The 24515-nt window shown below is 63.9% G+C and carries 26 protein-coding genes and 1 pseudogene; 17 read left to right on the top strand and 10 right to left on the bottom strand.

Annotation, left to right across the window (positions count from 1 at the left end; genetic code table 11):
• Position 1: 1 nt before the first annotated feature.
• Positions 2-796 carry a glycosyltransferase family 2 protein gene (locus FJ943_RS12375; RefSeq protein ID WP_015316162.1) on the bottom strand — a complete coding sequence of 265 codons (795 nt, stop codon included), beginning with the start codon at positions 794-796 and terminating at the stop codon, positions 2-4.
• A 246-nt stretch (positions 797-1042) separates the two neighbouring features.
• Positions 1043-1522, bottom strand: coding sequence for an Lrp/AsnC family transcriptional regulator (locus FJ943_RS12380; protein WP_015316163.1), 480 nt, complete (start codon positions 1520-1522; stop codon positions 1043-1045).
• 263 nt (positions 1523-1785) lie between these two features.
• On the opposite strand from FJ943_RS12380, the gene trxB reads away from it, so the two are divergent.
• Positions 1786-2760 (top strand): thioredoxin-disulfide reductase, encoded by a 975-nt coding sequence (gene trxB, locus FJ943_RS12385; protein ID WP_127873462.1) that lies wholly within the window; start codon positions 1786-1788, stop codon positions 2758-2760.
• Positions 2761-2849: 89 nt separating this feature from the next.
• The gene (locus FJ943_RS12390) at positions 2850-3746 is read left to right on the top strand and encodes a LysR family transcriptional regulator (RefSeq protein ID WP_015316165.1); all 897 of its coding nucleotides are present in this window, start codon (positions 2850-2852) and stop codon (positions 3744-3746) included.
• Position 3747: 1 nt separating this feature from the next.
• Here FJ943_RS12390 and FJ943_RS12395 read toward each other — a convergent pair whose 3' ends face one another.
• The 3 genes from FJ943_RS12395 to FJ943_RS12405 all read right to left on the bottom strand — a co-directional run bounded on the left by FJ943_RS12395 (position 3748) and on the right by FJ943_RS12405 (position 8761).
• On the bottom strand, positions 3748-4245 hold the full coding sequence (locus tag FJ943_RS12395; protein WP_140721806.1) for an isoprenylcysteine carboxylmethyltransferase family protein: 498 nt from the start codon (positions 4243-4245) through the stop codon (positions 3748-3750).
• Positions 4246-4989: 744 nt separating this feature from the next.
• Complete coding sequence (locus tag FJ943_RS12400) at positions 4990-7041, bottom strand: elongation factor G (protein WP_140721808.1); 2052 nt, start codon at positions 7039-7041, stop codon at positions 4990-4992.
• A 190-nt stretch (positions 7042-7231) separates the two neighbouring features.
• Entirely contained in the window at positions 7232-8761 is a 1530-nt protein-coding gene (locus tag FJ943_RS12405) for an EAL domain-containing protein (RefSeq protein WP_140721811.1), read from the bottom strand.
• Between the two features lie 235 nt (positions 8762-8996).
• Between FJ943_RS12405 and FJ943_RS12410 the strand changes: the two genes are divergently transcribed.
• Positions 8997-9392, top strand: coding sequence for a cupin domain-containing protein (locus FJ943_RS12410; RefSeq protein WP_140617749.1), 396 nt, complete (start codon positions 8997-8999; stop codon positions 9390-9392).
• A gap of 71 nt (positions 9393-9463) precedes the next feature.
• Here FJ943_RS12410 and FJ943_RS12415 read toward each other — a convergent pair whose 3' ends face one another.
• On the bottom strand, positions 9464-10666 hold the full coding sequence (locus tag FJ943_RS12415) for a pyridoxal phosphate-dependent aminotransferase (RefSeq protein ID WP_140721814.1): 1203 nt from the start codon (positions 10664-10666) through the stop codon (positions 9464-9466).
• Positions 10667-10882: 216 nt separating this feature from the next.
• Between FJ943_RS12415 and FJ943_RS12420 the strand changes: the two genes are divergently transcribed.
• The 3 genes from FJ943_RS12420 (at position 10883) to FJ943_RS12430 (ending at position 13322) form a co-directional block, all read left to right on the top strand.
• Positions 10883-11779, top strand: a complete 897-nt coding sequence (locus tag FJ943_RS12420) for an EAL domain-containing protein (RefSeq protein ID WP_140721817.1) — start codon at positions 10883-10885, stop codon at positions 11777-11779.
• A complete protein-coding gene (locus FJ943_RS12425; RefSeq protein WP_015316172.1) occupies positions 11776-12630 on the top strand; it encodes an EAL domain-containing protein in 855 nt (284 codons plus the stop codon). Before FJ943_RS12420 ends, FJ943_RS12425 begins: the two co-directional genes overlap by 4 nt.
• Positions 12631-12713: 83 nt before the next feature.
• Positions 12714-13322 (top strand): glutathione S-transferase family protein, encoded by a 609-nt coding sequence (locus FJ943_RS12430; RefSeq protein ID WP_015316173.1) that lies wholly within the window; start codon positions 12714-12716, stop codon positions 13320-13322.
• Positions 13323-13746: 424 nt separating this feature from the next.
• Here FJ943_RS12430 and FJ943_RS12435 read toward each other — a convergent pair whose 3' ends face one another.
• The gene (locus FJ943_RS12435; RefSeq protein ID WP_015316174.1) at positions 13747-13959 is read right to left on the bottom strand and encodes a cold-shock protein; all 213 of its coding nucleotides are present in this window, start codon (positions 13957-13959) and stop codon (positions 13747-13749) included.
• Positions 13960-14234: 275 nt separating this feature from the next.
• On the opposite strand from FJ943_RS12435, the gene FJ943_RS12440 reads away from it, so the two are divergent.
• Positions 14235-14561 carry a hypothetical protein gene (locus tag FJ943_RS12440; RefSeq protein ID WP_140721820.1) on the top strand — a complete coding sequence of 109 codons (327 nt, stop codon included), beginning with the start codon at positions 14235-14237 and terminating at the stop codon, positions 14559-14561.
• Between the two features lie 23 nt (positions 14562-14584).
• On the opposite strand, the gene FJ943_RS12445 is transcribed toward FJ943_RS12440, so the two are convergent.
• A complete protein-coding gene (locus FJ943_RS12445; protein WP_140721822.1) occupies positions 14585-15154 on the bottom strand; it encodes a methylated-DNA--[protein]-cysteine S-methyltransferase in 570 nt (189 codons plus the stop codon).
• 181 nt (positions 15155-15335) lie between these two features.
• On the opposite strand from FJ943_RS12445, the gene FJ943_RS12450 reads away from it, so the two are divergent.
• From FJ943_RS12450 to FJ943_RS12470, 5 genes are all read left to right on the top strand, one after another.
• Complete coding sequence (locus tag FJ943_RS12450) at positions 15336-16268, top strand: lytic transglycosylase domain-containing protein (RefSeq protein ID WP_140721825.1); 933 nt, start codon at positions 15336-15338, stop codon at positions 16266-16268.
• A gap of 5 nt (positions 16269-16273) precedes the next feature.
• On the top strand, positions 16274-16762 hold the full coding sequence (locus FJ943_RS12455) for a GNAT family N-acetyltransferase (RefSeq protein ID WP_140617760.1): 489 nt from the start codon (positions 16274-16276) through the stop codon (positions 16760-16762).
• Between the two features lie 115 nt (positions 16763-16877).
• Complete coding sequence (locus FJ943_RS12460; protein WP_140721828.1) at positions 16878-18146, top strand: ABC transporter substrate-binding protein; 1269 nt, start codon at positions 16878-16880, stop codon at positions 18144-18146.
• An 80-nt stretch (positions 18147-18226) separates the two neighbouring features.
• Positions 18227-19099, top strand: a complete 873-nt coding sequence (locus tag FJ943_RS12465; RefSeq protein WP_224643935.1) for a sugar ABC transporter permease — start codon at positions 18227-18229, stop codon at positions 19097-19099.
• A gap of 1 nt (position 19100) precedes the next feature.
• The gene (locus tag FJ943_RS12470; RefSeq protein ID WP_140721834.1) at positions 19101-19925 is read left to right on the top strand and encodes a carbohydrate ABC transporter permease; all 825 of its coding nucleotides are present in this window, start codon (positions 19101-19103) and stop codon (positions 19923-19925) included.
• A gap of 14 nt (positions 19926-19939) precedes the next feature.
• On the opposite strand, the gene FJ943_RS12475 is transcribed toward FJ943_RS12470, so the two are convergent.
• The gene (locus tag FJ943_RS12475) at positions 19940-20278 is read right to left on the bottom strand and encodes a hypothetical protein (protein ID WP_140721837.1); all 339 of its coding nucleotides are present in this window, start codon (positions 20276-20278) and stop codon (positions 19940-19942) included.
• 152 nt (positions 20279-20430) lie between these two features.
• On the opposite strand from FJ943_RS12475, the gene FJ943_RS12480 reads away from it, so the two are divergent.
• Positions 20431-21174: a DUF899 family protein gene (locus tag FJ943_RS12480; protein ID WP_181174541.1), complete on the top strand. Its 744-nt coding sequence runs from the start codon at positions 20431-20433 to the stop codon at positions 21172-21174.
• A 6-nt stretch (positions 21175-21180) separates the two neighbouring features.
• Here the strand turns inward: FJ943_RS12480 and FJ943_RS30135 are convergent, their stop codons facing one another.
• Positions 21181-21306 carry an HVA1 family protein gene (locus FJ943_RS30135; protein WP_281406167.1) on the bottom strand — a complete coding sequence of 42 codons (126 nt, stop codon included), beginning with the start codon at positions 21304-21306 and terminating at the stop codon, positions 21181-21183.
• A 72-nt stretch (positions 21307-21378) separates the two neighbouring features.
• Here FJ943_RS30135 and FJ943_RS12485 point away from each other — a divergent pair, with 72 nt between their 5' ends.
• The 4 genes and pseudogenes from FJ943_RS12485 (at position 21379) to FJ943_RS12505 (ending at position 24489) form a co-directional block, all read left to right on the top strand.
• Positions 21379-22377, top strand: coding sequence for a YihY/virulence factor BrkB family protein (locus FJ943_RS12485; RefSeq protein ID WP_140721842.1), 999 nt, complete (start codon positions 21379-21381; stop codon positions 22375-22377).
• Between the two features lie 129 nt (positions 22378-22506).
• On the top strand, positions 22507-23079 hold the full coding sequence (locus tag FJ943_RS12490) for a DUF4142 domain-containing protein (protein ID WP_140721845.1): 573 nt from the start codon (positions 22507-22509) through the stop codon (positions 23077-23079).
• A 311-nt stretch (positions 23080-23390) separates the two neighbouring features.
• A pseudogene (locus tag FJ943_RS12500) lies at positions 23391-23856 on the top strand (cupin domain-containing protein).
• A gap of 240 nt (positions 23857-24096) precedes the next feature.
• Positions 24097-24489, top strand: coding sequence for a RidA family protein (locus FJ943_RS12505; protein WP_140721848.1), 393 nt, complete (start codon positions 24097-24099; stop codon positions 24487-24489).
• Positions 24490-24515 lie beyond the last annotated feature (26 nt).

Consider the following 24515-nt stretch of genomic DNA (forward strand, 5'->3'; position numbering starts at 1 on the left):
CCTAAGCCTGGTCGTTTTGCTGCGAGGCTTCGTAGAGCTTGGCTTCGGTGGCGAAGGAATAGATCATCACCGACATCGAGTAGACGAAGCCGTGCCGGCCGCACAGGAAGTAGCGCTTGGCCAGGTAGAATTTGAGGAAGTTGCCGAACGGCGACAGCACCAGCCGCACCAGGCCGGGCTTCTTGCCTCTCTCGACCAGCGTCACCGCCTTGAGGCTGGAATAGGTGTTGGCCCGGGCAAGATCCTCCTCGACCGATATTTCACGGCGATGCAGCAAGAGACCCTCTTCGATCGTGTCGGTCTCGCCCGGCACGTGAACGGATTCATGCACCCGTGCCGTTAGATCCATGCTGGCACCTTCCCTGCGGAAAAGCCTGAGCAGCCTGTTGTGCAGCACCCAGCGATGGGCATAACCGTAGCCCTTCAGCCAGTCGCGGCGGCGCATGTACCATCCGCTGGCCTTGCCGCCGGCCGCCTGGGTGATGGCCACGATCGACTGCCGCAATCGGTCGTCGACGCGCTCGTCCGGGTCGATCGAAAGGCACCAAGGCTGGTTGGCGTGGTCGAGCGCGAATTGCCGCTGGCGGGGGAAGCCCGGCCAGTCATTGTGCAGCAGCGTTATCGGATAGCCCCTGGCGATATAGCTTTCAACGCATTCGACGGTGCCGTCCGTCGAGCCGGAATCGACGATGATGATCTCGGCACAGAAATCGATGCTTTCCAGGCACGGGCCGATCATATCGGCCTCGTTCACGCAGATGATCAGCGCCGAGACCGGGCTTGCAAAACGGGTCATGGTCCCCTTCCCATGGCGGATTCTTCCCGGAATATACGCTGCTGGCGCCATCTGTTCTCAAGCAATTCCGGGCGGAAAACCGTTACACATTTTTGCTGGAATTGCTCGGGAAACCAATGAAGCGTCAGTCGAGCGGCGAATCCGGCAGAGCCGTCCAGCCTTGTACATCAGCGTCTTTCGAATACCAACGCGGCACCGGTGTGGCGAATGTCGGGAATTTGCCCATCGCGCAGACGTTCGCCTGGCTCAGGAGCGTTCGAACGACACCAAGCCCTCATCCTTGACGCGGCGGATGGTGAGCGCGGTGCGCACCGTGTCGACGTTCGGTGTCGAGGTCAGTTCCTCGATGACGAAGGTCTGGAAGGCGCCGAGGTCGCTCGCCACGCAATGCAGCAGAAAATCGGATTCGCCCGACACCATCCAGGCATCGCGCACGACCGGCCAGCCGCGCGTACGCTCGGCGAAGATGCGCAGTTCGGCATCGGCCTGGTGATGCAGCCCGACCAGGCAGAAGGCAACGACATCGAGGCCCAGCGCCGGGGCGTTGAGGAGCGCGCGGTAACCGCGGATGATGCCGGCTTCTTCCAGCCGCTTGACCCGGCGCAGGCAGGGCGGTGCCGAAATGCCGACGCGGTTCGAGAGCTCGACATTGGTCATGCGCCCGTCCGACTGAAGCTCGCGCAGGATCTTCCAGTCGATGGCGTCAAGATCGGCCTTGAGGGGCATCAGGGTTCTCGATGATCAGTGTGGCGCAAGAATCTTTCGCTATTTTGTAATTAAACGACTTTTGCGTCGAAGCCAGCCCTCGTCGACGCGATTGTGGACAGGTAACGAAAGCGGCCATCGCGCGAATATCCATAGGGGCCGAAGCTTTCCGGGGACGACGGTCCGTTCGTCTTGCTGGCGTGGTTTGCAGCCCTTACATTAAGAGCGATATTCCACGTCTTTTTCCAAGGCACACTCGCTGTCCGCCCCCGCAGAGGCTCCAAATGACCACCAAGCACGCGCCCGTTCTCATCATCGGTTCCGGTCCGGCCGGCTATACGGCGGCGGTCTATGCCGCGCGGGCCATGCTGAAGCCGATGCTGGTCGCCGGTCTGCAGCAGGGCGGCCAATTGATGATCACCACGGATGTCGAGAACTACCCCGGCTTCGCCGATCCGATCCAGGGACCGTGGCTGATGGAGCAGATGCTCAAGCAGGCCGAGCATGTCGGCACCGACATCATCAACGACATCATCACCGAGGTTGACCTCAACGTGCGGCCGTTCCGCGCCAAGGGCGATTCCGGCACGACCTACACGGCCGATGCGCTGATCATCGCCACCGGCGCGCAAGCCAAGTGGCTGGGCATTCCGACCGAGCAGGACTTCATGGGCTTCGGCGTTTCCGCCTGCGCCACCTGCGACGGCTTCTTCTATCGCGGCAAGGATGTCGCGGTGGTCGGCGGCGGCAATTCGGCGGTGGAGGAGGCGCTCTATCTGTCCAACCTCGCCAAGAGCGTCACCGTCATCCACAGGCGCTCGGATTTCCGTGCCGAACGCATCCTGCGCGAACGGTTGTTGAAAAAGGACAATGTCCGCGTCATCTGGGACACGATCGTCGATGAGATCACCGGCCGCCCCGGCAAGGCACCGCTGCCGCCTTCGGTCGAAGGGCTGAAGCTCAGGCATGCCGTGACCGGAGCCGAGAGCCACCTCAAGATCGACGGTGTCTTCGTGGCCATCGGCCATGCGCCCGCGGTCGAGCTGTTCGCGGGCAAGCTGAAGCAGAAGCCGAACGGCTATCTGTGGACAGCGCCGGATTCGACGCGCACCGACGTGCCCGGCGTGTTCGCCGCCGGCGACGTGACCGACGATATCTATCGGCAGGCCGTGACAGCGGCGGGGCTGGGCTGCATGGCCGCGCTCGAAGCGGAAAAGTATCTGGCCGGCATCGAGGTACATCGCGAAGCAGCGGAATAAGAGCCGCCGCAGACTGTATAAAACGGCTTAGAAACGCCGTGTAAAAGCCTGATTTTTCATTCAGACGCCAACCGGAACGAGGGGAAATCATGGCGTTGGACTGGGACAAGCTACGCGTGTTTCACGCTGCGGCGGAAGCCGGATCGTTCACGCATGCGGCCGAGACGCTGCATCTGTCGCAATCGGCGATCTCGAGGCAGGTCAGCGCGCTCGAACATGATGTCGGCGTGCCGCTGTTCAACCGCCATGCGCGGGGCCTGGTGCTGACCGAACAGGGCGAGATGCTGTTCCGCACGGCGCATGACGTGCTGATGAAGCTCGAGACGATCAAGTCGCGGCTGACCGAGACCAAGGACCGCCCGTCCGGCGTGCTCAGGGTAACGACGACCGTTGGCCTCGGCGCCGGCTGGCTGACCGAGCGGGTGCAGGAGTTCATCGAACTCTATCCCGAAATCAGCCTGCAGCTGATCCTCGCCAACGAGGAACTCGACCTCACCATGCGCCAGGCGGATTGCGCCATCCGGCTGCGCCAGCCGCAACAGCCGGACCTGATCCAGCGCCGCCTGTTCACCGTGCATTTCCACCTTTACGCAGCCCCATCCTATGTCGCCAAGCACGGCAAGCCGGGCTCGGTCGCGGAGCTGAGAACCCATCGCATCGTCACCTTCGGCCTGCCCGTGCCGTCGCATCTGTCGGAGTTGAACTGGCTGGAGACGGTCGGCGATTTCGAGAGCGGCCAGCGCGTGCCGTCGCTGCAGATCAACGACATCCTGTCGATCAAGCGCGCCGTGCAGGGCGGCGCCGGCATCGCCATGCTGCCGGACTATGTGATCAGCAAGGATTCCGGCCTGGTGCAGCTGCTGCCGGAGACCGAGGTGCCGTCCTTCGACACCTATTTCGCCTACCCCGACGCGATGAAAAACCAGGCCAAGCTGCACGTGTTTCGCGACTTCATCATCGCCAAGGCCAGAAGCTGGTCGTTCTAGCCTATCCTCTCCAAGGCGTAATCCGCGGCAGCCAGCCCGGTACGTTGCGGCGGTAGGCCTCGTATTCGGCGCCATAACGGCCGGCGAGCGTCGGCTCCTCGTAGAGCTTGACGAAGGTGACCATGGCAGCCGCCGCGACTGCCGCGTAGGCAGCGATCGACCAGCTCGAGAACAGCAACGCCTGGCCCAGAATGATCGACAGCACGGCGACATACATGGGGTTGCGGACATGGCGGTAGACGCCGCCGACCACCAGCCTTTCGGTCGGTGCGACGGGGGCGGGCGTGCCCAGCCCCTCCAGCGCGAAGCGGACGAAGGCATGCAGCAGGACCGCAGCCGCGGCAATGACGAGCATGCCGCCGGTGAGCGCAAACAAGGGCAGGGGCGACCATGGCAGGCCCCAGCGATCGCTAAGCAGCCAGGGAACCAGCCCGGCGACAACGCCGGGAGCCGCAATCAGGAAAATGCCGCTGCCGACGAGCGCCGAAAACCTGCGCAATGGTCGATCCTCGCTTGACTGCCTTGGAATTGAACCGCCGCTGCCTCATTCCACATCATCAGTGCTTTTTTGACATTCGGGAGCAAAATCGGTCGGGATCGGCGTTTTCGAGACGGCAATGACCCGAAATCGCGCCTCATTTTCACGATTCTGCTGGTCCTATTGGCTTCTGGAATGGGTTGGACCACAGCCTGTGCCTTTTTGCATGTGTGTGTTGCAAAATAGATGCTTGTTTCTTGGGCATGAAGAGCACATATAGAGATCATCTCCTGGACGCGTTCTCCTCCCATTAGCGTCCTCGAGTGTTCCCCTCTGGAGGTTAGCCTTAACAGGCACTTCCAATCAAACTCAGCCGGATCTTCGTTGATCCGGCTTTTTTGTTGCCTGCATGCCACTGGGATGGCTGAAAAATTCACCAGAATTGCCGCGTAACAGTGTCATGTAACCTCTGGTAACATGACAAGGACACCCTCCATCTGCTAAGTGGATGATAGGACGCGGTGTGGTTCGGACGGGAGATGGGGGCATCACTCGTACGGCCCGGGCTCAGGCGGCTACCGCGTCCGAACCTTTTGCGCCGAAGCGCGGTGACCTCGACATGCGGCGGACCTGCCGTTTTTCCTCCCGAGAAAACGGTCCGCAAACAAAACGACGTCCGGCCCCCCCGGGCGTCGTTTTTGGTTTTCGCCCCCTCGATCGTTCGAGGGGGGCTCCACACGATTCGAAATCGGGCACCGGACGAAATCAGGCAGCCTTGCCGTTGGCGTTCATCGCTTCGTCGGCGAGACGACCAGTCAGCTCGGCCATGTGATCGAAAACGGCGCGGTAGCTGGCAACGCCTGACGTGGCCGAGCGCAGCTCGATAATCAGATCGCCGATCTCGGCCTGCGGCATGGTCGCCTCGACGACGTCCCATCCCGGCCAGTCGGGCCGCGCGTCATAGCCGAGGATCTGGCCGCGCCGCTGCGGGATCAGCGCGATGATCTTCGATGTCGCGTCCGACGGCGTGACGATCTCTACCTTCATCACCGGTTCCAGAAGCACCGGCGAGCAGGCGGCCATGCCTTCCTTCATGGCGAGCTTGGCCGCCATCTGGAAGGCCATGTCGGAGGAATCGACCGCATGGTACGAGCCGTCCGACAGGTTGACCGCGACATCGACCACGGGGAAGCCGAGCGGGCCGGATTTCAGGTAGTCACGTATGCCTGTCTCGACCGACTGGATGTAGGTCTTGGGCACGACGCCGCCGGTGATGGTGTCGGTGAACTGGAAGCCGGAGCCGCGCGGCAGCGGCTTGATCTCGATGACGACATCGCCGAACTGGCCATGGCCGCCCGACTGTTTCTTGTGGCGGCCGCGCTGCTGCACCGGCTTTCGGATCGTCTCGCGATAGGGCACCGCCGGCGCATGGCCTTCCACCGGTATCTGGTTCTTGCCCTCCAGCCGCTCGCGCACGACGCGCAGATGCATCTCGCCATGCCCTGACAGCACGGTCTCGGCCGAATCCTGGTTGTGGCGCAGGCTGAGCGAGGGATCCTCCTCTGCCAGGCGCTGGATGGCGGCCGACATCTTGACCTCGTCCTTGCGCTCCCTGGGGCGCAGCGCGAAGGCGAAGACCGGCTGCGGCGGCTCGACATCGAAGAGCTGTTTGGCACCGCCCTTGGCCGAGGTGAGCGTCTGGCCGGTCTTGACCGCGTCCAGTTTGCCGAGCGCCACGGTGTCGCCGGTCCTGGCGGCGGTCAGCTTGACCTGTTCTTTGCCCAGCATCCGGTAGATTCCGGAAACCTTGGCGGTGTCGCCGCCGGGCAGCCACAGTTCCGAGCCGTCGGCGACCTGGCCGGACAGGATGCGCGACACCGACAGCTTGCCGCCATGCGGCGTGTGGATGGTCTTCATCACCTGGACCACCGTCGCATTGCCGTCCGGGGCGCCGAGCCGCTTGCGGGTCGCCTCGATGTCGGGCGCGTCATGGCGGATCGTCTTCAAGAGGCGCAGCACGCCATTGCCTTTCTCGGCGGTGCCGATCAGCACCGGCGTCACCGCGCCTTCGCGCAGATCGGCGGCGAGATCGTCGAAGATCGCGTCCTTCGGCGGCTCTATCTCTTCCAGCAGCTGCTCCATCAACTCATCGTCGTGATCGGCCAGCGTCTCCAGCATGGAGAAGCGCGCCTCCAGTTCGCGCGCCTTGTCGTCGCCCGGTATCTCGGCCACCTCGCTTTCGGCATATTCGCGGTAGATGTAGGCGCGCTCCAGCGCCAGATCGATCGAGCCGATCACGACCCCGTCCTTCCGCAGCGGGATCTGGCGCAGAAGCAGCGGCGCCGCGCTTGTCGGCTGCAGCATCTTCAGCGTATCGCGCACGCCCGCGATCGCCTTGTCGACCTTGTTGAGGAACAGGATGCGCGGCACGCCCAGATCGTCGAGCTTGCGCATGATGAGCTGCAAGGCGGGGATTTTCTTTTCGTCGGCCTCGGCCACGACCACCGCGACGTCGCAGGCGGCCAGCACCGGTTCGGCCTCGAAGGAGAATTCGATCGATCCGGGGCAGTCGATGAAGGTGAACTGCTCGCCCATGAACTCGGTGGTGGCGATCGACGCCTCGACGCTCATGGCGTGGGCGCGGGCCTCGGGCGAATGATCTGAAACGGTATTGCCTGAGGAAACCGGGTTCTGGCGGGGAATGGCGCCGGTACGGGCCAATATGGCTTCGAGAAGTGTCGTCTTACCGCTTGCGAAGGGACCGACTATGGCAACGCATTTCGGTCCCGTGCGTCGTCCTCCGGCGCGAGTACCCATGACTGACCTCCACTCAGGCGTTTCCTGGGGACCGACTGGCATTCATGGTTCAGGCCAGGGTCAATCGGTCCTGAGCGGCGGCCGGCCTGTTCGACCGTCGCGGGCGGTCTGTTTCGACCTGCCCGCGATTATCGTCCCACTTGTTTGCCGGCAGGGCAAGAAAAATAGGGAGCAGGCACGGCCGGTCGTCTCAGGCGCTGAGCGCGAGCGGTTCGGCCGAGCGCCCGTCAAGCAGCGCGAGCTTGCCGCGAGGCACCGGCCTGCCGAAGAAATAACCTTGGAAGCGATTGCACCCGGCCGCCTTGGCGAGAGCGAATTCTTCTGCCGTCTCCACGCCTTCCGCCACTATGGTGACCTCCTGGATGCGCGCGATCTGCGCCAGCGCCGAGACGAATATCTGTGCCACCTGATCGTGAGCGAGGGCGCGGATGTAGGAGCGATCGATCTTGATGATATCGACGGGCAAGGTCTTCAGATAGTTGAAGCCGCAATGGCCGGTGCCGAAATCGTCGAGGGCGATGTGAAAGCCGAGGCCACGCAATGCTTCGAGGCGCCGCAGGATCTCGGGCGTGGCGGCGGTCGCCACCGTCTCGGTGATCTCGATGATGAACTGTGATGCCGACCGGCCAGTGTCCTTCAGCACGCGGTCGCACATGGTCACGATCTCGTCACGCTTGAGCTGCTCGCCGGAGACGTTGATGGAAATGCGGCGGCCGGCGAACTGGCCGATGTCGGCACAAGCCCGCTTGAACACCCATTCGCCGAGCATGTCGATCAACGTCGATCGCTCGGCGATCGCAATGAACTCGGCCGGCGCGATCAGCCCGCGAACCGGGTGGCGCCAGCGGATCAGCCCCTCGAACGCCTCGGTGGAACCGTCCGGGCCGACGATCGGCTGATAATGCAGTTCGAGTTCGCCCAGATAGACCGCGGCGCGCAATTCCCGTTCGACCAGCCGCCGGTAGCGCTTGTCGGACAGCATCTCCTCGTCGAAGACGGTGACGCGGCCACGGCCCGCCGCCTTGCTTTCATAAAGCGCCAGATCGGCAACCAGCATCAATTCCGTCGTGTTCGAGGCATGGGCCGGCGCCAGGGCGACGCCGATCGAAATGGAGAGCGGAATGGTCTTGCCTTCATGCGATTTGCCGGCGCGCATGGCATCCAGCAATCGTCTGACATCCTTGTTGATGGCCGCCAGGTCGCCATGGGGAATGATAACACCGAATTCGTCGCCGCCGAGGCGTCCTACCATGGCGCCGGCAAAGATGCGCTCCGCGGTCTTGACCAGATGCGCCAAGGTGAGGTCGCCGAACTGGTGTCCGAACGTGTCGTTCAACTGCTTGAAATGGTCGAGGTCGATCAAGAGCAAGGCTGCCTCGCGCCTGTCGCGCCTGGTGCCCAGGCTTTCGCGCAGCGCTTCGAGGAAATAGCGTCTCGTCGTGGCGCCGGTCATCGCATCCCTGGTGAGGAAATGATGTTTCTCGGCTTCCGCAGCGGCGGCCGACTGGAGACGATGGACGACGCTGCTGCGCATGTACATCAATGCCAGCAAGGCCAGGCTCGTGGCCAGGATCGAGATGGCGAAGGCACCGCCGGCTGACAGGTTTTGCGAGACGTCGAAAGCGCCAAGCACCGCCGCGCCGGTGCTGATCACGAGCAGCGACTGGATACCGCGATAGATCCGGCCGCTATGGTCCTTGATCGTCGCCAGTATGCTCATCCGCCAGCCCCCGCAATGCAGGCCAACGGCTAGTGCGCAGCCGTTAAGAAGACATTGAATTCCCGGGCATTTCGCTTGGCGGTCCCGTACCGGCAAGTGTCATGGTTAAGAAATCAGGCCTTCGTCCGAGCGAGGTGACAAGGGCGGTTGCATCAGAGCCGATCCAGACCGAGAATGCGGCTCAGTTTCGCGGGCCGGCGTCTCACCGGCAACCACCAGTTCCAGGGAACAGACGATGAAGATCATTGCTTGCGGCAGCGTGCCGACCGTTATAGCGCCGGAAAAATACTTCACCGGCCGGGTTCTGCAGACGCCAATCATCGAGAAGGAGCCGCCAGCGCGGCTCAGGGCCACGCTGGTCAGTTTCGAGCCCGGCGCGCGCACTCACTGGCATACGCATCCGCTTGGCCAGACACTTTATGTCACCGCAGGCGCCGGCCTGGTCCAGACATGGGACGGGCCGATCCAGGAAATCAGGGCCGGTGACGTCATCTCCTTCGCGCCTGGCGAGAAGCATTGGCATGGCGCGGCGCCGAAATCGGCAATGACGCACATCGCCATGCAGGAGGCGCTCGACGGCGTCCATGCCGACTGGCTGGAAGAAGTGACCGCGGCGCAATATGGCGGCTGATTGCTGTATCCACAAAACCCGGCGATAACGCCTGACAGCGGTGACGCCGGGTTTGTTTCGGATCTACCAGATCAGGTCAGCGATGCCGTGAAGCGCTGGATGCGCGTGCAGGCTTCCTCCAGCAGCGTCTCCGAGGTGGCGTAGGAGATGCGGAAGTTGGGACCAAGGCCGAAAGCCGAGCCGAACACCACCGCGACGCCCTCGGCCTCGAGCAGTTCCGAGCAGAAGGCCTCGTCGGTGTCGATCACCTTGCCGGCCCTGGTTTTCTTTCCGATCAGCTGGGCGCAGGACGGATAGACATAGAAGGCGCCTTCCGGCGACGGGCAGGTGATGCCGCGCGCCTGGTTGAGCATCGAGACGACGAGGTCCCGCCTGCCTTGAAAGATCGCCTTGTTCTTGGCGATGAAATCCTGCGGGCCATTCAACGCCTCGACCGAAGCCCATTGCGCGATGGTGCAGGCGCCGGAGGTCTGCTGGCCCTGAATCATGTCCATCGCCTTGATCAGCTGGACGGGACCGGCGGCGTAGCCGATGCGCCAGCCGGTCATGGCATAGGCTTTCGAGACGCCGTTCATGGTCAGCGTGCGCTCGTAAAGCTTGGGCTCGACCTCGGCGATGGTCTTGAAGACGAAGTCGCCATAGGTCAGGTGTTCGTACATGTCGTCGGTCAGCGTCCAGACCTTCGGGTGCTTCAGCAGCACGTCGGCGAGCGCCCGCAGTTCGGCCTCGCTATAGGCCGCGCCCGACGGGTTCGACGGCGAGTTCATCAGCAGCCATTTGGTCTTCGGCGTGATTGCCTTTTCCAGCACCGCCGGCGTCAGCCTGAAGCCATTGTCGATCGAGGTGTCGGCAAATACCGACGTGCCGCCGCAGATCGCCACCATTTCGGGATAGCTGACCCAGTAGGGGCGGGGGATGATGACCTCGTCGCCGGGGTTCAGCGTCGCCATGAAGGCGTTGAACAGGATCTGCTTGCCGCCGGTGCCGACGATGGTCTGCTCGGGCTTGTAGTCGAGATTGTTCTCGCGCTTGAATTTTTTCGCGATCGCCTCGCGCAGCGGCACGATGCCCGAAACCGGCGGGTATTTGGTCTCGCCACGGCGAATGGCCTCGATCGCCGCATTCTTGATGTTGTCGGGCGTGTCGAAATCGGGCTCGCCGGCGCCAAGGCCAATGATGTCCCGGCCGGCATTTTTCAGCTCGCGCGCTTTCTGCGTCACCGCGATGGTGGCGGAAGGCTTAACGCGGGAAAGGGTGTCGGCAAGAAAGGCCATGACCTTTTGTCTCTCCAAAGGATCGGCGCGGCCAGGAGCGGCCGCGGCGCTTCTCATGTCGCAACATTCCCGTCAGCGCAAGCCTTGTCGGCTGGGCCAGGTGGGGCAGCGCGGTCAATGAGGCGTGATCGGCAAAAGAAAGTTCATTAACGGGCGGTAGAGGCTTGCATGGCAGGATCGCGGTTCAATTCCGCCAGGTCGCGGAGCGAGGAACCTTTGTCGCGCAGCATCGGACTTGCCCATATCACCCGTCATGATGACGGCACCTCGAGTGGTGTCTGGGGCATTTATACGCTGCAAAGCGCTTTTCAACCGATCTTTGCCTTCAACGAGGGCAAGCTTTCGGTTGCCGCCTTCGAAGGGCTGATCCGTCCGTTTCGCGACGGCGAGCCGCAATCGCCGATGAGCTTTTTTTCGACCTGTCCGGCGGCCGACCGTCTGCATGTCGAGGCGCTGACCAGGACGCTGCATCTGCTCAATGCCGGCGCCTGCCTGCCGCAAGAGGCGTCGATCTTCATCAATTTCGACCCGTCGGTGTTCACCGAGCGCGCTGTCGCCGACAATGCCTTGCGTGACATGCGGCTGGTGCTGCAGGAAGCCGGCATCGATCCGGGCCGCGTCGTTTGCGAGGTGACGGAGCAGAGATCGGCATCGCAGGAAACCCTGCACGGCTTCGTCGCCGCGCTCAGGGCCAACGGCTTCCGGATTGCCGTCGACGACTATGGCGCCGACGATTCCGACATCACCCGCGTCAAGGAATTGCGCCCCGACATCGTCAAGTTCGATGCGCACTGGATCACGCAACTGATGGAATCGGGCGCCGGTTTCGCGCTGCTGACATCCATGGTGAGGAGCTTCGAGGACCAGGGCATCCGCACGGTGTTCGAAGGCATCGAGGAAGGCTGGCAACTGGAGCTGGCGGAACGATCGGGCGCTTCGATGGTCCAGGGCTATGTGCTGGCCCGCCCAGAACTGGCGCCGACGAGTTTCCGCGCTTTCGGCCAGGGCAGTCCCGAGCCGGTTCCTCCCCTGAGCCATGCGTCCGCTCCCGCCACCGTCGCGCCGCGCGCCGGGAGGCCCGCAAAAGCCTTCGGGCGCAAGGTGGCGCCATGAGCGTCGAGCGGCGGCGCACCGTCGGCGATGCGATCTTCGTCGACGAGATCGGCATCGAATGTGGCATCCATGGCGACTTCCGCCTGCGCAGCGCCTACCAGCCGATCTACGCCCCGCGCGGCGGCAGCTTGCATCCCGTGGCCGTCGAGGGCCTGATCGAACCGCACCGCGCCGGCCGGCCAGTGTCGCCGCGGGTGTTCTTCGACAGCGTCGCGGCTCCGGAGCGGCTGTACGTCGAAACAATGTGCCGGGTGCTGCATCTGAGGAATTTCCACAATATCGGGGTCGACGGGCTCGACCTGTTCTTCAATTACAATCCCCTGGTCAACGACCATGCTGGACGGGCGCTGGCCGAGATCCGGCTGATGAGCCGGCACCTCGACGAACTTGGCCTGGCTCCGGCAATGCTCGTGTGTGAAATCACCGAGCAGGCGGCGGACGATGCGCTGCTGGCCAGACTGGTGCGTGAAATGCGGCGCGACGGCATCCGCATCGCCATTGACGATTTCGGCACCGGCCACTCGACCGTGGAGCGGGTGAGCCTGCTTCAGCCCGACATCGTCAAGATCGATGGCGGCTGGTTCGCGGAATTCTGCCGCCACGCCGCCGCGGAACGCTTCTTCCGCCCGCTGGTGTCCAGCCTCCACGATCGCGGTGCCAAGGTGCTGGTCGAGGGCATCGAGCAGCCCACCCATCTGCGTGTCGCGCTCGAAGGCGGGGTCGATTTGCTGCAGGGCTTTCTGCTTGGGCGTCCGGCGCTGGCCGGCACCATCTTCAACGAAGAGCCGCTTGCCGTCGATGCGCTGCTGGGCTTCGACAACAAGGTCGTGCCATTGCATAAGCGGCGCTGATGGTCGCGCCAAAACAAATCATTGGTTGAGGATGGCGCCGCTGCGATAATCGGCTCGCAGAAGCAGCGCTCCGGGGAACCATGATGATACTTTACAGCATGATCGATAGCGGCAATTGCTACAAGCCGCGTTTGCTGATGGCCAAGCTCGGCCTGGCCTTCACCACCGTCGAGGTGAGTTCGCATACCGGCGATACGCGCAAGGCCGATTTCGTCGCCAAGAACCCGAACGCCATGGTGCCACTGCTGGAACTGGACGACGGCCGGCGGCTGGCAGAATCCAACGCCATCCTGCTCTATCTCGCCGAAGGCACGCGCTTGCTGCCCGCGGACAAATATGAGCGCGGGCTCGCTTATCAGTGGCTGTTCTTCGAACAATACAGCCACGAGCCCTACATCGCCGTGCGCAAGGCACTGCTGACCTTTCCGGAACGCGCAGCGGATGCCACGCCGGAGCGGCTGGCTGTGACGCTGGAGCGCGGCAACAAGGCGCTCGGCGTCATGAACACATATCTCGAAAACAACGCCTTCTTCGCCGGCCGCACATTCAGCATCGCCGACATCGCGCTCTATGCCTATACCCACACGGCGGAGCAGGGCGGCTTCCAGCTCGACGCCTATCCGGCGGTGGTCGCCTGGCTCGGCCGCGTGGAGGCGGACCCGGGGCATGTGCCGATCGAATGGGTGGGGTAGGGCGGCCGGTAGTTGGCGAAAGCGGTGCCGCAGCGTCCTTCTCCCCGTCTCCATACGGGGAGAGATGGCGGCAGCCAGATGAGGGGCGGCGGCCAGCCTTTCGGGGTAAGTTCAAAAAGGGGCAATTCCGAAACGTTGGCGGTGCCCCTCATCGCCCTGCCGGGCACTTCTCCCCGTATGGAGAGGGGGAGAAGGACAGCAGCTTCGCCGCCTTCGCCAAACCCCAGACAAATAAAAAGGCGGGATAAATCCCGCCTTCCCATTTCGGTAGCCTGATTGGGAGCGTCCGGTCCGGGGCTGGCAGCTATCTGCTGTTCCAGCTTGTCGGCTCTTTCCGCTCCGGCGCGCTTCTCGCGCGACCGTCAGTACATCCGTGACTTGCCGCGCGCCCCGAACTCTCGTCCGGCGCGCGCCATTTTCAAAATCAGGCTGCCTTGCTCAGAGAACCAGCGGACGACTTGCCAGTGCGGCGGTCCTGCTCGATCTCGAAGTTGATCTTCTGGCCTTCGACCAGGGTCGACAGTCCAGCGCGCTCGACAGCCGAGATGTGGACGAAAACGTCCGCGCCGCCGCTGTCAGGCTGGATGAAGCCGAAACCCTTGGTGGCGTTGAACCACTTGACCGTTCCAGTTGCCATAAAAATAGTCCTTCACATTTGCTTTGGTATGACCGGACCGAAGTCCAGCCGGTGTGCATCGAGATTTTGGAGATAGACGTCAGCAAACGCGAAGATCGCGAGGCCCGGATCGATCGGCCGAAATATCAATGGGGCTGATATAGGCTGCTTTCGCACAAAAAACAAGACTGCGTGAAAACGTCGTGATCCGGGGCCGCCCAACGGCCGCCCCAATCTGGTGAAACCGTGGCGCAAGATCGTGCCGTCCCGGGCGGCGGATCGAGGGGAGAGCGACCATGAAAACCATCCTGCTTGCCGCCTGCCTCACGCTGGTGGCCGTCCAGGCGCAGGCGATCTCGCGCTACGACCCGACACATCTGAGCTGCGGCAAGGTCCAGTCGACGATCGCGCGCCAAGGTGCGGTTATCCTTCGCTATCAGTCGAAGCGGGTGCCGGGGCTGCCGCTCTATGACCGCTATGTGCAGAGCCAGCAGTTCTGCACCATGGGCGAGGTGCGGACACGCGCCTATGTGCCGAGCGCCGACACCAAGTCCTGCCCGGTGTACAACTGCAAGCGGCCGGACAATGAGCATTTCAGGCATCGATTCATCCGGCGCCATTAGCACCCGGGAGCGGCTTACTGCTGTCAGAAGCCGAAGGACACCTGCGCCGGCGGCGGCGGGCCGACATGCACGCCTTCCATGGCCAGCATTTTTTCCTTGGTGGTCGAGCCGCCGGGCGCCGAGAAGCCGCCGATCTTGCTGCCGGCGGCAAGGATGCGATGGCACGGGATGACCAGCGGCACCGGATTGGCGCCAAGGGCCGCCCCGGTTTCGCGCGGCAGGCCGGCATGGCCGGCGCGCTTGGCGAGTTCGCCATAGGTGGTGGTTTCGCCGTAGCCGAGTTTTCGTGCCGCGTCGTAGATGGCGAGGCGGAAATCGTCGATGCCGTCGAGGTCGACGGGAAAGCCGGTGAAATCGACGTCCTCGCCAGCGGCGTAAGCCTTGATCGAGGCGATCAGTTCGACCACCCATGATGGCTGGGCCGTGGAGGCGGAAATCCCGGCATGGCGCATCAGCCGCCGCTCCACCGCTTCGCGGCTGCGTTCGGGCAGGCAAAGCCGGATCAGGCCCTTTTCGCTCCAGGCGATGCCCATGAAACCGATCACTGTTTCTAACACTGCGTGGCCCGCCGTGATCGAAGATGTCGTTTCCATGCTGCGCTCCTTTCCGCAAAGCGGCGAAATCCGGGATTCCTGCCGGTACATATCAGGAACAATATGGCATCGCTGCCTGCATCCCGCCACCCGAAAACCACCAGATGGCCCCGATTGCTACCCAGGAATCGCTGGTGTAAGGAAAATCTTAACACCCGACAAACCGGACACCGAACGCGGCTTGCCAGCAAAACAAACCCTTATCGCCATCGGCATGATCGTGGCGGCTGCCGGCATCAGCGGCTGCACCTCGACCTCGCAAATGAAGGCCGCGCCGTCGCTGACCGAAACCGCGACCGTTGCCGGCAGCGATGCCGGCTTCACCATCCCCTTGCCGGAAACGGTTTCGGTGCTGCCGCAATCCTCCGGAATCAGCCCCGTCCAGACCACCGAGTCGACTCCAAGCGCGGGTGCACCGGCCCTCGATGCCGTCGCGCAGCCGGCCGCGGCGACCGCGGCCTTTGCCGGGGCGACCCCAACCGCGCCTGCCGTGCCCGCCGTGATGGCCGCCAATGCCTGGCAGGCGCCGGCCCCGGCGAAAGCCGGCCGACCGATCCAGTCGGCGGAGACCTATACGACCGCCGGGCTCATCGTGCCGGCGGTTGCCAAGGGCGGCCAGAAACTGCCTGGCGTGCAGCAGGTGGCCTATGTCGTGCCGCAGAACCCGGCTGCCCTGGTGCAGTTCCCGTCGGAGCCGGTCGAGCCGGAGCAGCATGCGACCGGCATGCGCGGCGACGTCGACCGGCTGATCGTCAAATACGCCGCCTTCTACCAGGTGCCGGTCGATCTGGTGCGCCATGTCGTCAACCGCGAAAGCACCTACAATCCCAAGGCCTACAATAACGGCCATTGGGGGCTGATGCAGATCAAGCACGCGACGGCGCGCGGCATGGGCTATGATGGGCCGGCCAAGGGCCTGTTCGACGCCGAGACCAACCTCAAATACGCGGTCAAATATCTGCGCGGCGCCTGGCTGGTGTCCAACGGCAACGCCAAGAAGGCCGACTGGCTCTACCAGACCGGCTATTATTTCGACGCCAAGCGCAAGGGCCTGCTCGAGGCGACCGGCCTCGGCGTCGACCGCAAGCGCGGGCGCCTTCAGCCCGACGCCTGAGCGCGATGCCCGAACCGCGCCCGCCGGCTCCGAACGACATCCGGCTGCGCAAGATCCTCGACGAGACACTTGTTCCACCGCATTGGCCGGACGGCTTCGTCATGCGCTCGTTCGAGCGCGGCGACGCGCTGCCCCTGCATGCGTTGCTGGGCGAAGTGTTCGACGACGGCACGGACGGCCCCTTCGACGAATGGTGGCCACGCATATCCGAAGATCCCCAATTCGACCCGGCGCTGTGTTTCCTCGTTATCGACGCCAAGGGCAGGCTGGCGGCGGCTGCACTGTGCTGGAGCTCGGCGTTCGTCAAGGATCTGGCCGTTCATCCCGAGGCGCGCGGCAAGGGTGTCGGCGAAGCGCTGATGTGGCACGCCTTCGCCATTTTTCGCGACCGGGGCGCGGCCCATGTCGACCTCAAGACCAATACGCTCGAGAACCCCGCCGCCGTGCGGCTTTACGAGCGGCTGGGCATGAGGCCCGTCGCCTGGGAAGGCTGACTGGCGGCGATCGCTGTTCGGGAACCCAAGGCGCTGCTCCGCATTCAATGAACGGTGGGGTCCTGACCGGCTGCCGGTGCCGTGCGCCGCCGGCTGCCAAGGGAGATCCACCGCGATGAAGCTTTTCCACGCATGGCTGGCGTTGAGCGTCGTTGTCGTGCTCGCGGCGGGTCCGGCGCGCGCGGTCGAGCTGTCGATCGTGTCGGGCGACACCGGCAACGGCCTCAAGGTGCTGCGCGAGATCCTCGACCGCTATGAGAAGGAGAGCGGCGACACGGTCACCATCGTCGCCATGCCGTCGTCGGGGACCGACCAGTTCGGCCAGTACAGGCTGTGGCTCGCCGCCGGCAACAGCGACGTCGACGTCTACCAGACCGATGTCATCTGGGCGCCGCAGCTCGCCAGCCAGTTCGTCGACCTGACCCAGGCGACCAGGGATGTCGTGGCCAGGCATTTCCCGTCGATCATCCAGTCGCAGACCGTCGACGGCAGGCTGGTGGCGCTGCCGATCTTCACCGATGCGCCGGCGCTCTACTACCGCAAGGACCTGCTCGACAAATACGGCGCCAAGGTGCCGGCCACCTGGAAGGAGCTGGGCGACACCGCCAGGCTGGTGATGGACAGGGAACGGGCGTCGGGCAACAGGGATATCTGGGGTTTCGTCTTCCAGGGCAATGCCTATGAGGGGCTGACCTGCGACGCGTTCGAATGGGTGGTGTCGAATGGCGGCGGCCATATCGTCGAGCCGGACGGCGCCATTTCCATCAACAACCCCCAGGCGGCGGCCGCGCTCGATATGGCGAAGGCCTGGATCGGCACCATCGCGCCGCCGGGCGTGCTCGCCTACCAGGAAGAGGAGGCGCGCGGCGTGTGGCAGACCGGCAATGCGGTCTTCATGCGCAACTGGCCCTATGCCTATGCGCTGGGCAACAGCCAGGGGTCGCCGATCAAGGGCAAGTTCGATGTCGCACCGCTGCCGGCGGGCACGGGCGAGGGCGCCCGGCCGGCGGCGACGCTCGGCGGCTGGAACCTCGCGGTCTCGAAATATTCCAAGCACCCGGATGCGGCGATCAAGCTGGTCAAGTTCATCGCCTCGCCGGCAATGCAGAAATACCGCACGCTCAAGACCGCCAACCTGCCGACCATCCAGGCGCTCTATGACGATGCCGACATCGCCCGGCAACAGCCGATCATTCCACACTGGAAGGAGGTCTTCCTCAATGCCGGGCCACGGCCCTCGGCGGTGACCAGGAACAAGTACAACGAGGCGTCGAGCCAGTTCTGGAACGCCGTCCACAAGACCTTGTCCGGCGAGGGCAGCGCCGCCGACAATCTGGCCGACCTCGAAGCGACGCTGACCCGGCTGAAAGGCAAGGGCTGGTGAGCGCGCACCCGGCCGATGCGCGCTCTGGTTCGAGCCTGACGCGCCAGCGTGCGCGCTCGGCATGGCTGTTCCTGGCGCCGATGCTTGTGGTGCTCGCCGCCGCTGCCGGCTGGCCGCTGGCGCGCACGGTCTATTTCAGCTTCACCGACGCCTCGCTGTCAGACCTCGACGCCCGGCAATGGGTCGGCTTGGCCAATTACGTCTCGGTGCTGCGCATGCCGAGCGGGCGGGTCATCTACGACGGGCTGCTTCTCGACCCGGTCTGGTGGGGCGCCGTGTGGAACACCGTGCGGTTCGCGGTGGTTTCGGTGACATGCGAGACGATCCTCGGCATGGTCGTCGCCCTGGTGCTCAACGCCGAATTTCCCGGCCGCGGCATCGTCAGAGCGGCGATCCTCATCCCCTGGGCGATCCCGACCATCGTCTCGGCGAAGATGTGGCAGTGGATGCTGAACGACCAGTTCGGCATCATCAATGTCATGCTCGTCAACCTCGGGCTGATCGACCACAAGATCGCCTGGACCGCCAGCGCCGACACGGCGATGGCGGCGGTGCTGATCGTCGACATCTGGAAGACGACGCCCTTCATGGCGCTGCTGATCCTGGCGGCCTTGCAGATGCTGCCGCGCGAGATCATCGAGGTCGCCAGGCTCGACGGCGCCAATCCCTGGCAGATCTTCTGGCGGGTGACCTTGCCGCTGATCCGCCCGGCGGTGATGGTGGCGGTGATCTTCCGGGCGCTCGATGCGCTGCGCATCTTCGACCTGATCTATGTGCTGACGCCCAACAATGCGCACACCAAGTCGATGTCGGTGTTCGCCCGCGAGAACCTGTTCGAGTTCGACAAGTTCGCCTATGGCTCGGCCGCCTCGACCTTGCTCTTCCTCATTCTCGCTCTGCTCACCATGCTCACCATCCGCATCGGCCGGCTAAGCCTGGACGGAGGCCGCTGAGATGTGGCTGCTGAAGCGCATGGGTTTTTATCTGCTGGTCGGAGCAATCGTGCTGATCGCCGTGTTCCCGTTCTATTACGCCATCGTCACCAGCCTGAAATCGGGGACCGAGCTGTTCCAGGCCGACCTGTGGCCGAAGGTGCCCAACCACGGCAATTATCGCAACGTGCTGTCCGAAGGCGCCTTCCTGCGCAACCTGCTGAACTCGCTGGTGGTTTCAGGCGCGGTGGTGGCGCTATCGCTGTTCCTCGGCGTCACCGCGGCCTACGCGCTGGCGCGTATCCGTTTTCGCGGCCGCTCGGCATTGCTGTTCGCCATCCTGTCGGTCTCGATGTTTCCGCAGGTGGCGGTGCTGGCCGGGCTGTTCGAGCTGGTGCGGCTGTTCGGCCTCTACAATTCGCTCCTCGCGCTGATCTTCTCCTACATGATCTTCACGCTGCCGTTCACCGTCTGGGTGCTCACCGCTTTCGTGCGCGACCTGCCGGTGGAGGTCGAGGAGGCGGCGATCCTCGATGGCGCGACGCCGTGGATCATCATCACGCGCATCTTCCTGCCGCTGATGTGGCCGGCGCTGGCGACCACCGGGCTGCTGGCCTTCATCGGTGCCTGGAACGAGTTCCTGTTTGCGCTGACCTTCACCTCCAACGACGCGCGGCGGACCGTGCCGGTGGCGATCGCGCTGCTTTCGGGCAATTCGCAGTTCGAGATACCCTGGGGCAACATCATGGCCGCCTCGGTGATCGTCACGGTGCCGCTGGTGGTGCTGGTGCTGATCTTCCAGCGCAAGATCGTCTCCGGCCTCACAGCCGGCGGGGTCAAGGGGTGAGGAGCGGTCGGCGTTCAGATATCGGGCGCGTTGCCGATTTTCTGCTTGATCTCCAGCGCCCAGGCGCGGCCCTCGTCGCCACCCCATAAGAGCCAGGCGATGGTGCCGGCCGAAGGTTTTTCCTCATTGCCGTAATTCTTGCCGCGCTTGTCGACCTCGTGGCGGGCGAAGTAGCTGACGATGCGGCGGATGGTGGAAGGCGCCAGCTTCTCGCGGTTCTTCAGCTCCGTCGCCCGCGCGACACCGATCTCGGTGCCGCCACGGCCGAACTGCTTGCGCAGCCGCAGGCCCTTGGCGGCATTGTCGGCCACCACTTGCGGGCAGCGCAGGTCGATCTCGTCGGCTTCGTGCATACTTCTCTCCACTCCTCAGCTGTAGCCGATAACGGGGATGTGGCAAGGCCGGGCCTGTCCCGATGCGAAATGTCGGGACCGGTTCCGGCCAAACGTCCTTGGGTCGCAGAGCAACCGCGCCGGGACGCGGCGCGCGGAACCAAGGAGCCGACATGATCACCTTTCCCAACGAATCCGCCAGATACCGCACCGCACGCGAAAAGCTGCTGAAGAAGGAAATCGAGCTGCGCCGCGCCATGGAAGCCGTGGCCGAGGCGCGCCGCGCGCTGCCGCCGGGCGGGCTGGCGCCGCAGGATTATGTATTCGACGGCCTCGATGAAGCCGGCAAGCCCGCCAGGATAAAACTGTCGGAGCTGTTCGCGGCCGGCAAGAACACGCTGATCCTCTACAACATGATGTTCCCGCGCCATCCGCGGGAGACGCGCGACGTCGCGACCAGCGGCGGCACGGCAAAGCTCGCCCGGCCCGACCAGCCATGCCCGTCCTGCACCGCCCTGCTCGACCAGTTCGACGGCGCGGTCGGCCATCTCGAAGCGGCCGGCTTCAACTTCGCCGTGGTGGCCAGGACGGCGCTGGAAAACCTCGTCACGCTCGGCCGCGATCGCGGCTGGCGTAACATGCGGCTGGTGTCGTCGGCCAACAACAGCTTCAAGCGCGACTACAATGCCGAGGATGCGGACGGTGCGCAGATCCCGCTGCTGTCGGTGTTCCACCGCGACGCTGACGGCATCAGGCATTTCTGGTCGTCGGAACTCGGCTTCGCACCGACCGAGCCCGGCCAGGACCCGCGCGCCATCGGCACCTGCGAGATCCTGTGGAACCTGATGGATTTCACGCCGGAAGGCCGGCCGAATTTCGGCGAGCAACTGCAATATGGCGAGGCGTGCTGCCACTGAGGACGTTCAGTCCGCACGCTTCAGTTCGGCGTGGCTCTTCAGCACATGGTCGCCGTTGGCCTGTTCGATGCGGCAGGCGGGCTCGTCGGGCGATGCCTTGCGTTTGATCCGTGTCCTTGATCCGCGCTTCACGTGGCTGCTGGAACATCGGAAGATCCGCTGCATTGATAGGAGACGGTTTGCGACCCCTTTCACGGATTAGACGTGCGCCCCGCGATCAAAGACGTATGGGACTTGATGCGAGAAAGCGTGGTTGGCTTTGTCAACGACAATGCCCTTAGCCATGGCGCGGCAATGGCGTTTTATGCCGCCACGTCGCTGGCCCCGGTCCTGATAATCGTCGTCGCGATAGCCGGCATCGCTTTTGGTCATGACGCGGCACAGTTGGCCTTGTCTGCTCAGATATCGGGGCTGATGGGCCGGGAAAGCGCGGCGCTGCTTCAGACGGCGCTCGAAGGGGCATCCAGCAAATCATCGGGGACCCTGGCGGCCCTCATCGGCGTGGCCACGCTGCTCGTCACCGCCTCCGCGGTGTTTGGCGAGATGCAGCAGGCCCTGAATGCAATATGGAAGGTTGAAGCGAAAGGGGATTCGCTGTCGCGTCTGTTGCGCGCGCGTGCGGCAAGTCTGGGCCTGGTCGCCGCCCTCGGCTTTATGTTGCTGATATCCCTGGCGGCGAGCGCGGCGATCTCGGCTCTGGGCAGCGTGATCAGCGCTTATCTGCCGTTCGGCCAATTTGTTCTGAGCGCCATCAACACCCTGATTTCCTTTTCCCTGATCTCCGTGATGTTTGCCGCGATCTACAAAGTGCTGCCGGACCGTGCCTTGCAATGGCGGGATGTCGGGATCGGTGCCGTGGTGACCGCCGCTCTGTTCACGTTGGGAAAGTCGCTTATCGGCTGGTATATCGGCACGAGTGCGATCGCGTCGTCCTATGGTGCGGCCGGAGGGCTGCTCGTCATACTGCTCTGGGTCTATTATTCATCGGAAATCTTTCTGCTCGGTGCGGAGTTGACGCGCGCCTATTCCGTTCGACGGGGGAGCAGGTCCGACCTGGACGGGTTGGTTCAAAATGCTCCGGCTCCGGAAAGCCTTGTTCCAATGCACCGAAGCCCCGGCTCTTCGGGCTTCGTCCCCTTGTTGGCGGTGGCGTGCGTGAGCGCGACGATGACAGCCTTTCTGCTGGGGCCTCGCCGCCCTTAGGGAGAGATCCTGCCGCGGTCGCAAGGCTGCTTTCCCTTCTACGGCGCGACGAGAAGGATGCGGCTGGCAACCTCGCCGCATCTGCGGCGTTGGAATCCTCGAGGGAACCATTCCGATCGGAGACGCCAGATGAAAATGCTCCTGACCATGGTCGCCGTCGCGCTGACCGCCGTCGCGCTGACCGCCGTCGCGCCCGCCGCCCTTGCCCAGACGAACGGCACCAATTCGAACGCCGTCGCGCCCATGTTGCCCGACAGCAAGGTCGACACCCCGACCTTTGTCGCCACAGTGCCCAGTGCCAATGAATTCGAGATCCAGTCGAGCAAGCTGGCCGAACAGAAATCCGCCTCGGCCGACGTCAAGGCCTTCGCCGGCCAGATGATCAAGGACCACACCAAGGCCGGCGAGGACTTCAAGCAGGCGCTGAGCAAGGGGCAGACCACCGCCTCGATCAAGCCCGCCGGACCCGCGCTGCAGCCCAAGGACCAGCAGATGCTGGACCAGCTGAAAGCCGCCAGCGGCAAGGCGTTCGATGAGAAATACGTCATGATGCAGACTGAGGCCCACAAGCAGGCGGTCGCCCTGTTCAGCACCTATGCGAAATCGGGCGACGACCCCGCGCTGAAGGAATTCGCCAAGAAGACGCTGCCAACGCTGAAGATGCACGAGAAGCACGTGAAGGAGCTCGGCGCGGCGCATTAGGGGGCGGTGGCCAGGGCGAGAACGGTTCGAGATCCGCGCTCTACGGCGCCCCCCTCTGTCCTGCCGGACATCTCCCCCTCAAGTGGGGAGATTGGCGGCTTCGGCGCCGGCTCTCTTCCTGGCGCTGTTGAAAATTGGCGAAAGCAGCGACAACAGCCAATCTCCCCCCAAAGAGGGGGAGATGTCCGGCAGGACAGAGGGGGGCGCCGTAGGGCGCTACGTCGGATACGCCCAGGCAAAACGCGCAACTTGGCCCTGTGCCTCCACCGGCCATGCGCTACACTGCCCGCCATCACCCTCGGGAGCACCCCATGCCCAAGATCGACCTCGCATCCGTGCCCGTGCGCAAGGGCTCGGGCTACCCCGCACCCTTCGACGCCCCTTGCGCCGACCGCACGCGCCGGCGCCTTGGCGATGCCGGCGGGCTTACCGATTTCGGCGTCAACCTGACGACATTGCCACCCGGCGGCTGGTCGAGCCAGCGTCACTGGCACAGCCACGAGGACGAGTTCGTCTATGTGCTGGAAGGCGAACTGGTGCTGGTCGAGGATGGCGCGGAGACGCTGCTCAAGGCCGGTGACAGTGCTGCCTTCGCCAAGAACAGCGGCAACGGCCATCACATGATCAACCGCGCGTCGGTCACGGCGCGCTTACCTGGAAGTCGGCTCGCGCTCTCCGGACGATGTCATCACCTGCTCCGACATCGACATGATGAGCCCGAGTTCGGACGGGCGCTTCCTGCACAAGGACGGCATGCCGTATCCGGGGCAGGGATAGGGCTAGACCATGCGTCGGCGCTGGCATTCCGCCCGTGCCGGGATAAGCTGCCAATAACCGCGGGAGTCGGCGCCAGCCCCCTCATCCGGCCGCTTCGCGTCCACCTTCTCCCCGCTGGGGAGAAGAGATTGGCGCTGGCGCTCGTGATCTCCTCTCCCCTCTGGGGAGAGGTCAGCCGAGCGAAGCGGAGGCTGGGTGAGGGGGGTTGGCGCCAGCCCTGCCAACCCAGGGAGGACACCCATGAAAAAAGAAGTCATCGAAGTGCCCGTCATGTCGGACAAGGTGCGGGCGCTCGGCCTGCCCTGCTCGACGGCGGTGAGGGCCAATGGCTTCGTGTTCATCTCGGCGACGCCGCCGGTGGACATGGTGACCGGCGAGATGGTGCGCGGCGACATCGAGGTCCAGACCGAGGCGTCGCTGAAGGCGCTGAAACACTGCCTGGAAGCGGCCGGCACCTCGCTGGAAAACGTGGTGATGGTGCGCATCTACGCGGTCAATTCCGGCTTCTACAACGCGATAAACAGGGTGTATGCCCGGTATTTCAGCGTGAACCCGCCGGCACGCAGTTTCGTGCCAGTGGCTTCGTGGCCGATGGAGTTTGATATCGAGATTGAGTGTGTGGCGGTGGGGTGAGGGCAGGCCGCATAGCGGACGAAAAA

The organism is Mesorhizobium sp. B2-3-10, assembly GCF_006442275.1.
In the GTDB taxonomy this organism is placed as follows: domain Bacteria; phylum Pseudomonadota; class Alphaproteobacteria; order Rhizobiales; family Rhizobiaceae; genus Mesorhizobium; species Mesorhizobium australicum.

Coding starts and splice junctions, on each gene's coding strand:
- FJ943_RS12430 (WP_015316173.1), top strand. CDS start 12,714: ATGATACTTTACAGCATGATCGATAGCGGCAATTGCTACAAGCCGCGT.
- FJ943_RS12390 (WP_015316165.1), top strand. CDS start 2,850: ATGGCGTTGGACTGGGACAAGCTACGCGTGTTTCACGCTGCGGCGGAA.
- FJ943_RS12505 (WP_140721848.1), top strand. CDS start 24,097: ATGAAAAAAGAAGTCATCGAAGTGCCCGTCATGTCGGACAAGGTGCGG.
- FJ943_RS12405 (WP_140721811.1), bottom strand. CDS start 8,761: ATGAGCATACTGGCGACGATCAAGGACCATAGCGGCCGGATCTATCGC.
- FJ943_RS12440 (WP_140721820.1), top strand. CDS start 14,235: ATGAAAACCATCCTGCTTGCCGCCTGCCTCACGCTGGTGGCCGTCCAG.
- FJ943_RS12490 (WP_140721845.1), top strand. CDS start 22,507: ATGAAAATGCTCCTGACCATGGTCGCCGTCGCGCTGACCGCCGTCGCG.
- FJ943_RS12460 (WP_140721828.1), top strand. CDS start 16,878: ATGAAGCTTTTCCACGCATGGCTGGCGTTGAGCGTCGTTGTCGTGCTC.
- FJ943_RS12410 (WP_140617749.1), top strand. CDS start 8,997: ATGAAGATCATTGCTTGCGGCAGCGTGCCGACCGTTATAGCGCCGGAA.
- FJ943_RS12480 (WP_181174541.1), top strand. CDS start 20,431: ATGATCACCTTTCCCAACGAATCCGCCAGATACCGCACCGCACGCGAA.
- FJ943_RS12445 (WP_140721822.1), bottom strand. CDS start 15,154: ATGGAAACGACATCTTCGATCACGGCGGGCCACGCAGTGTTAGAAACA.
- FJ943_RS12415 (WP_140721814.1), bottom strand. CDS start 10,666: ATGGCCTTTCTTGCCGACACCCTTTCCCGCGTTAAGCCTTCCGCCACC.
- FJ943_RS12435 (WP_015316174.1), bottom strand. CDS start 13,959: ATGGCAACTGGAACGGTCAAGTGGTTCAACGCCACCAAGGGTTTCGGC.
- FJ943_RS12375 (WP_015316162.1), bottom strand. CDS start 796: ATGACCCGTTTTGCAAGCCCGGTCTCGGCGCTGATCATCTGCGTGAAC.
- FJ943_RS12425 (WP_015316172.1), top strand. CDS start 11,776: ATGAGCGTCGAGCGGCGGCGCACCGTCGGCGATGCGATCTTCGTCGAC.
- FJ943_RS12380 (WP_015316163.1), bottom strand. CDS start 1,522: ATGCCCCTCAAGGCCGATCTTGACGCCATCGACTGGAAGATCCTGCGC.
- FJ943_RS12475 (WP_140721837.1), bottom strand. CDS start 20,278: ATGCACGAAGCCGACGAGATCGACCTGCGCTGCCCGCAAGTGGTGGCC.
- trxB (WP_127873462.1), top strand. CDS start 1,786: ATGACCACCAAGCACGCGCCCGTTCTCATCATCGGTTCCGGTCCGGCC.
- FJ943_RS12455 (WP_140617760.1), top strand. CDS start 16,274: ATGCCCGAACCGCGCCCGCCGGCTCCGAACGACATCCGGCTGCGCAAG.
- FJ943_RS12470 (WP_140721834.1), top strand. CDS start 19,101: ATGTGGCTGCTGAAGCGCATGGGTTTTTATCTGCTGGTCGGAGCAATC.
- FJ943_RS12400 (WP_140721808.1), bottom strand. CDS start 7,041: ATGGGTACTCGCGCCGGAGGACGACGCACGGGACCGAAATGCGTTGCC.
- FJ943_RS12465 (WP_224643935.1), top strand. CDS start 18,227: ATGCTTGTGGTGCTCGCCGCCGCTGCCGGCTGGCCGCTGGCGCGCACG.